This is a genomic window from Bacteroidales bacterium (assembly GCA_023228145.1).
Taxonomy (GTDB): Bacteria; Bacteroidota; Bacteroidia; order Bacteroidales; family CAIWKO01; genus CAIWKO01.
Genome location: JALOBU010000003.1, coordinates 185,968 through 192,389, shown reverse-complemented (window position 1 = coordinate 192,389; position 6,422 = coordinate 185,968). Strand labels below are relative to the sequence as shown.

Annotated in this window: 7 protein-coding genes; all 7 read right to left on the bottom strand. The window is 40.0% G+C overall.

The window, feature by feature from the left end; genetic code table 11:
• Window positions 1–225: 225 nt before the first annotated feature.
• Window positions 226–930 carry a methyltransferase gene (locus M0R16_02690; GenBank protein ID MCK9611790.1) on the bottom strand — a complete coding sequence of 235 codons (705 nt, stop codon included), beginning with the start codon at window positions 928–930 and terminating at the stop codon, window positions 226–228.
• Window positions 927–1,454 carry a ribosome maturation factor RimM gene (rimM, locus tag M0R16_02685; protein MCK9611789.1) on the bottom strand — a complete coding sequence of 176 codons (528 nt, stop codon included), beginning with the start codon at window positions 1,452–1,454 and terminating at the stop codon, window positions 927–929. Before rimM ends, M0R16_02690 begins: the two co-directional genes overlap by 4 nt.
• Before the next feature lie 17 nt (window positions 1,455–1,471).
• Entirely contained in the window at window positions 1,472–2,089 is a 618-nt protein-coding gene (locus M0R16_02680) for a 30S ribosomal protein S16 (GenBank protein ID MCK9611788.1), read from the bottom strand.
• Between the two features lie 170 nt (window positions 2,090–2,259).
• Entirely contained in the window at window positions 2,260–3,054 is a 795-nt protein-coding gene (gene lpxA / locus M0R16_02675; protein MCK9611787.1) for an acyl-ACP--UDP-N-acetylglucosamine O-acyltransferase, read from the bottom strand.
• Window positions 3,055–3,059: 5 nt separating this feature from the next.
• Entirely contained in the window at window positions 3,060–4,457 is a 1,398-nt protein-coding gene (locus M0R16_02670; protein ID MCK9611786.1) for a bifunctional UDP-3-O-[3-hydroxymyristoyl] N-acetylglucosamine deacetylase/3-hydroxyacyl-ACP dehydratase, read from the bottom strand.
• Between the two features lie 99 nt (window positions 4,458–4,556).
• Entirely contained in the window at window positions 4,557–5,777 is a 1,221-nt protein-coding gene (locus tag M0R16_02665) for an alanine dehydrogenase (GenBank protein MCK9611785.1), read from the bottom strand.
• A gap of 209 nt (window positions 5,778–5,986) precedes the next feature.
• On the bottom strand, window positions 5,987–6,418 hold the full coding sequence (tsaE, locus tag M0R16_02660) for a tRNA (adenosine(37)-N6)-threonylcarbamoyltransferase complex ATPase subunit type 1 TsaE (protein ID MCK9611784.1): 432 nt from the start codon (window positions 6,416–6,418) through the stop codon (window positions 5,987–5,989).
• Window positions 6,419–6,422: the final 4 nt, after the last annotated feature.

Below are 6,422 nucleotides of genomic sequence, written 5' to 3'. Positions count from 1 at the left end.
GAATACATCCTACAAAAATAAGGTTAGTGCGGTAATACCGCACTAATTTTTTTGCTAATTAGTTTATATTCTGATTCTTAAAAATATGAATTACACAAAAAACAGGGTAGAGTCAGAAGTCAGGAAAAATAATGCTTGTAATGAGCAAAAATAATTTTGATATTTTTTTCATTTTGAATTAATTAAATCCGCGCATTAATAACAAGAATTGTACCTAATTCCCTGTCAAAGGTAAAAATCTTTTGTCAAAGACTTGAAATCTTCTGATTGTTTTCCGTCCTGGTATTTAAGAAAAAGTTCTTTTAAAATTGGTTGTTGAGGTGGATTATGCGAAAAGGCAACAACGATACGGTTCGGCTCGTTTTCTTTTTTGTCTGAAATATGGCAGGTTTGAGAACAAAATAATCCTGCTTTCAGAAATGTGGTGAGCAGGCGTTTGCTTTCCGTTAACGGTACGATAGTCCAGAATGCTCCTTTTGCTGATAACAGTTTGCTTACGCATCCGCTTAGCTCTTCAAAGTTGAGGCGGGTATTGTGTTTTGCAGTGGTTTTAATTTTATCCGGGCATGTGAGTTGCCCGTGAAAATAGGGCGGGTTGCAGATAATGCAATCGTACTTTTTGTTGCATTCAACGGCATATTTCTGAATTGAGGTTTGAAAAATATTAATACGGCCATGCCATTTGCTCTCCCTGAAGTTTTGTTCTGCCTGCCTTGCGGATTCATCCTCAATTTCTACAGCATCAATAATCGCATTACTTTTCTGGGCAAGCATCAGGGCCAGAATTCCGCAGCCTGTGCCTATATCGAGAATGCGTTTCGCATCGCCGGGGTTAGTGACAGCACCCAGCAGCACGGCATCAGAGGTGAGTTTCATGGCGCAATGGCTATCGCAAACTGTAAATTCCCTGAAAGTGAAGAGGGTTTTCATTTGATATAAAAATCAATCAGCCCTTCAGGTGCTTTGATCAGAATTTGTTTTGATGCCTTATTAATCTTCCTTATTATGCTTTTGTGAAAAGGAATGAGTATCTCCCTGCCTTCATGTATTATCTGCATGATTTTCTGCTGTGGCAGATCCATTATTTGAGAAGTCTTGCCGATAAATCCTTTAACTTCATCAATAACATCATATCCCAGATACGCTTCGGATGGCAATTTCACGTCCTCAGATTTTTCAAGTTGTTCGCGGTGCAGGTATAATGAGCTTCCGGCTAACTTTTTAGCATGTTCCTCACTGTTCACATCTTCCAGAACCAAATAGTAAAGGTTTTGGTGCTTTTTTTCAAGGGCAGTAATATAAAAAGGAACCCGTTCATGTTCGATCTCAACAAAAACAAATGCCTTTTTAAGTTTTTTCAGCGGGATTTTTGCTTCAAATACTGCCAATAATCCACCTTGAAAACCGCAGGTTTTCACTAATTTTCCCAGGCAGATAAAATCATTGCTTTCCATCTGCAGTGCTGCAAAAATTATTCAGCTTTTTCTTCTGAAGTTTCTTCAGGCTGTGTTGTTTCGGGAGCTTTTTCTGCGGGTGTCGTTTCCGGAGTTTCTTCGTTTACAGACACTTCATCAGAGACTTCGGTTTCAACAGCGGATTCGGCTTCTTCCTGTTGTTCTTTGGCCAGCTGTTGAGCCCTTTTTCTGGCCACTTCCTGTGATTTAGCTTCGTTTACTTTCGATTCGGCTTCCAGGCGTTTCTTATGGGCTTCTTTCTTGCCTAGTATGTGTTTATTTTTCTTATCCAGTACTTTGGCTTCTTTTTCCTGCATCCACTGCTGGAACTTAGCTTCGGCCATCTCCTCGGTGAGTGCGCCTTTGGCAACACCCTTGCTCAGGTGGTATTTGTACAAAACTCCCTTATAAGCCAAGATAGCTTTGGCTGTTTCTGACGGCTGGGCGCCGTTTTTCAACCATGTCATGGCTTTTTCAATGTCAAGTTTAATGTCTGCCGGAATTGTAAGCGGGTTGTAGGTGCCAATGCTCTCAATGAACTTTCCGTCACGTGGTGCACGACCATCCGCAATTACAATATGGTAATAAGCTTGTCCTTTTTTACCATGGCGTTGTAATCTGATTCTTGCTGGCATAATAAATAATTTTTTAATTGATAACTGTTTACTGTTAATTGATAATTGAAAATGGGGTGCAAAATTACGAATTTTTTAGAAACAAAGTATTTTTTATTCTTATTCGTTCTTATTTCGGATTTATAAAATCTCTTAGGTTTCTGAGAAAACAACTTAGTATGCTTCCCTTCTTATTTTGGAATCCCATTGCGGCGGTAACCCTTCATGATTCCTCTTTTAGAACTTTGTATAAAGGATATTATTTCATCACATTCGGGAGAAGAAGGTATTTCGGCTTCAATAAATCTTATAGCTTGTGTAACATTTAATTTACTTACAAAAATAATTCTGTAAATATCCTGTATTTCTTTTATCTTTTCGGATGAGAAACCTCTCCGCCTCAGCCCGATAGAATTGATGCCTGCATAAGACAAAGGGTCGCGGGCAGCTTTGCAATAAGGAGGAACATCTTTCCCCACCAGAGAACCTCCCGCTATCAGGGAATGAGCGCCAATGCTTACAAACTGGTGAATAGCCACCATACCGCCTACTATGGCCCAGTCATCCACACGGATATGCCCTGCCAGGCCGGCATAATTTGCAAGTATCACATTATTGCCGATAATACAGTCATGAGCTACATGCACATAAGCCATCAGCAGGCAGTTATTTCCCACAACTGTTTCGTTGCTTGCTTTTGTTCCCCTGTTAATAGTAACATATTCACGTATGGTAACATTGTCACCTATTTTAACAATGGTATCTTCTCCGGCATATTTCATGTCTTGCGGAATGGCAGAAATGACAGCCCCGGGAAAAATTTTACAGTTTCTGCCGATGCGGGCACCTTCCATAATGGTAACATTGGGGCCTATCCAGCTGCCTTCTTCAATCTCAACATTCTTATCAATGTTTACGAAAGGCTCAATGACTACATTGGGGGCTATCTTTGCCTGCGGATGAACGTAAGACAGGGGCTGGTGCATGAGGTTTATTTTTTTACGATTTGTGCCAGCATTTCTGCTTCCATCACAACTTTGTTTTTTACAAAAGCACGCCCGTACATCTGGCATATTCCACGTCGTATCGGGGACATAAGCTCAAGTTTAAATATCAGGGTGTCTCCCGGGATTACTTTTCCTTTGAAGCGGGCGTTGTCAATTTTCAGAAAATATGTAATATAATTTTCTGGGTCAGGAACTGTATTCAACACCAATATGCCGCCACACTGTGCCATAGCTTCTATCTGCAAAACACCCGGCATGATAGGTTCTTTGGGAAAATGCCCGATAAAAAAACCTTCATTGATGGTAACATTTTTTACCCCGATAATCATTTTTTCATCCATTTCCAGAATTTTATCAATAAGCAGAAACGGAGGCCTGTGGGGTAGTATCTTCTGTATGGCTGAAATATCGTATAAAGGGGTTTTATTCAAATCAAACTCCTCGTGGCTTTTATTTTTTTCCTTTTGAGCAGAAACACAACTCAGCTGTGCAATTTTTTTTGCAAACTCAACATTGGTAACATGCCCGGGCCTTTTCGCAAATACATGCGCTTTAAGTTCACCACCGAGTAATGCCAAATCTCCTACGATATCCAGCAGCTTATGCCTTGCAGGTTCATTCGGGAAATTCAGCTCCACATTGTTTAGAATTCCTTCTTTCTGAACGCTGACTTTGGGTTTTTTGAAAATCTCCGACAACCTGTTGAGCTCTTCCTGAGTTACTGGCTTATCAACAAAAACAATTGCGTTGTCGAAATCACCTCCCTTAATCAAATTGTTTTTCAGGAGATATTCTAGTTCGCGGAGAAAAACAAAGGTTCGGCAAGGGGCTATTTCGTCTTTAAAATTGTGAATACTATCAAGCGTTGCATATTGAGTCCCGAGTAATTTGTCGTTGTAGTCAATCATGCAGGTGATTTTGAACCTGTCAGAAGGTACGGCAATCATCTCTGCCTGACGCTTTTCATCAATCAGTTCAATATTTGATTTTATTTCAATAAACTTTTTGGGTTGCTGCTGTTCCACAATTCCTGCAGCAAGCAGGACTTTCATAAATGGGGCAGAGCTTCCGTCCATAATAGGCGTTTCCGGGCTGTCAATTTCAATGAGAGCATTATCAACTGACAAACCAAAGAGTGCTGCTAATGTATGTTCAATAGTGGAAATACTTACCCCGTTTTCCTCTATGGTTGTACCTCTTTCCGTTTCTGTAACATTTTCAATTACAGCATGTATCATAGGTTGATTTTCAAGGTCAACGCGTTTAAAAACAAATCCGTGATTTTCAGGTGCAGGCCGGAAGGTGATATTTACTTCTTTACCAGTGTGCAGCCCTCGTCCTGAAATACTTACGGGATTAGCCAGGGTTTTTTGCTTCAGCATATAAGCGACAAAAATAATAAAAAGTTAATATCACACAAGAAATTTATTGCTCATATTAACTTTTTCGCTGAATATCAGCATTATATATAATTAAGAAAATTAATGTATCGGAAACATAAGAAGGTCAATATCCTGATAAGGAATGCCAAAAAGGGCGCCGATATATTTATTTGTAAGAATACCTTTGTAAATATATGTCCCGAACCTTGTGCCTGCATCTGTTTTTAAAAAATTATCAATACCACCTTCATCAGCAATCTGCAGCAGTAGCGGGGCAAAATAATTGCTCAGGGCGTAAGAGGCAGTATGAGGTACGCGGGAAGGAATATTAGGGATGCAATAATGCGTAACGCCAAATTTCTTATAAACGGGGTGCGAATGATTTGTAGCATGTGAAGTTTCACTGCAGCCTCCGTTTGTAATACTAACATCAACAATGACAGAGCCGGCTGGCATGTCTTTTACCATGCCCTCTGTAATTACACAGGGCATCTTGCCGTTGACAGAATGTAAGGCTCCAATTACAACATCCGCTGTACGTAAAGCCTGTGCAAGGATTTTCTGTTGGATAATTGAAGTATAAAGCCGTGTACCTAATTTGTTCTGGATGCTGCGCAATTTGAACACAGAATTGTCAAAGATTTTTACCAAAGCACCCATGCCCAGCGCGGCCCTTGCTGCATACTCGCCTACAGTTCCTGCACCGATGATAATCACCTCGGCTGGAGTTATTCCGGGTGCGCCTCCCAGGCTTTTGCCTTTACCATAATCAATATCGCTCAGGTATTCGGCGGCAATAAAAACTGATGTGTTCCCGACAATCTCACTCAAAGAACGTATCACCGGGAAAGAATTGGTTTTGTCTTTAATGTATTCGTATGAAACAGCTGTAACTTTCTTTCCAATCAGCTTTTTAAAATATTCTGCATCTTGCCCCGGAAGGTTTATCGCGGAAAAAATATTCATCCCTTGCCTGAAGTTTTCTATCTCCTGCAATAATGGCGGAGCAACTTTTATCACGATGTCTGAATGGTAAATCTCAGCCGGAGAGTCAACTATTTGGGCCCCGGCATCGGCATATTCGCTATCCTGAAAATTTGCTGCCTTGCCTGCATTATTTTCAACCAGTACTTCATGCCCACGGCTCACCAGCACCGCTACAGCCTGAGGAACCAGCCCCACACGGGTTTCCTGATAGGCAATTTCTCTGGGTATCCCGATTTTAAACTGTGAGCGTTGTTTTTTCACCTCAAGCATTTCGGGCTGCGGCATCATGCTCTCCCCATTTTTAAAACGCGTAAAATCCTTTTTTTGGCTCATAACAATTAATTTATTATGAGAATCAAGAGTAAAGAATCATCACTATTTCAAATTTAGTCATTAAGACACAAAAACATATAATTTCACAAAAAACAAAAATATTTAGGCAAGTCGGTTTAGTGTTTCTTAGTGTCTTAGAGCCTTTGTGACAAAAAAATTTTCACTCTTGTTTCGCATTTGTTACTATAAAGTTACAAAAAAGTAACATGTTAGTTCTTTTTTCTAAAAGAAATTAATCTGCTGTTATTCTTTTCATTGATAGAAATTACAATTTCTACGTATTCTTCAGGTAAAAGGTTTACGGCAATTTCAGGCCACTCTACAAAACAATAGTTCCCGCTGAAAAAATATTCTTCGTAGCCAATATCATATAGATCATCGGGTTTTTCTAACCTGAACAGGTCAAAATGATATATTTTCCGCCCGTCATGCATCAGATATTCATTAACAATAGCAAAAGAGGGACTGTTGGTCGGGTCAGCAACTCCCAGCTCCGAACACATGGCTTTGATAAGAGTGGTTTTCCCTGCCCCCAAATTGCCTCTGAAAATGAAAAAATGTTGTTTGGGGAAAGCTTGTAGTATTTTTTTTGCAACGAAAGGAATTTCTCCGGCATCATTACAATCCAACTGATGTAACATATTA

What these genes read in the sequence shown, in the direction of transcription:
- M0R16_02680 (MCK9611788.1), bottom strand. Translation starts at nt 2,089, where the DNA reads ATGCCAGCAAGAATCAGATTACAACGCCATGGTAAAAAAGGACAAGCT.
- M0R16_02670 (MCK9611786.1), bottom strand. Translation starts at nt 4,457, where the DNA reads ATGCTGAAGCAAAAAACCCTGGCTAATCCCGTAAGTATTTCAGGACGA.
- M0R16_02690 (MCK9611790.1), bottom strand. Translation starts at nt 930, where the DNA reads ATGAAAACCCTCTTCACTTTCAGGGAATTTACAGTTTGCGATAGCCAT.
- tsaE (MCK9611784.1), bottom strand. Translation starts at nt 6,418, where the DNA reads ATGTTACATCAGTTGGATTGTAATGATGCCGGAGAAATTCCTTTCGTT.
- M0R16_02665 (MCK9611785.1), bottom strand. Translation starts at nt 5,777, where the DNA reads ATGAGCCAAAAAAAGGATTTTACGCGTTTTAAAAATGGGGAGAGCATG.
- lpxA (MCK9611787.1), bottom strand. Translation starts at nt 3,054, where the DNA reads ATGCACCAGCCCCTGTCTTACGTTCATCCGCAGGCAAAGATAGCCCCC.
- rimM (MCK9611789.1), bottom strand. Translation starts at nt 1,454, where the DNA reads ATGGAAAGCAATGATTTTATCTGCCTGGGAAAATTAGTGAAAACCTGC.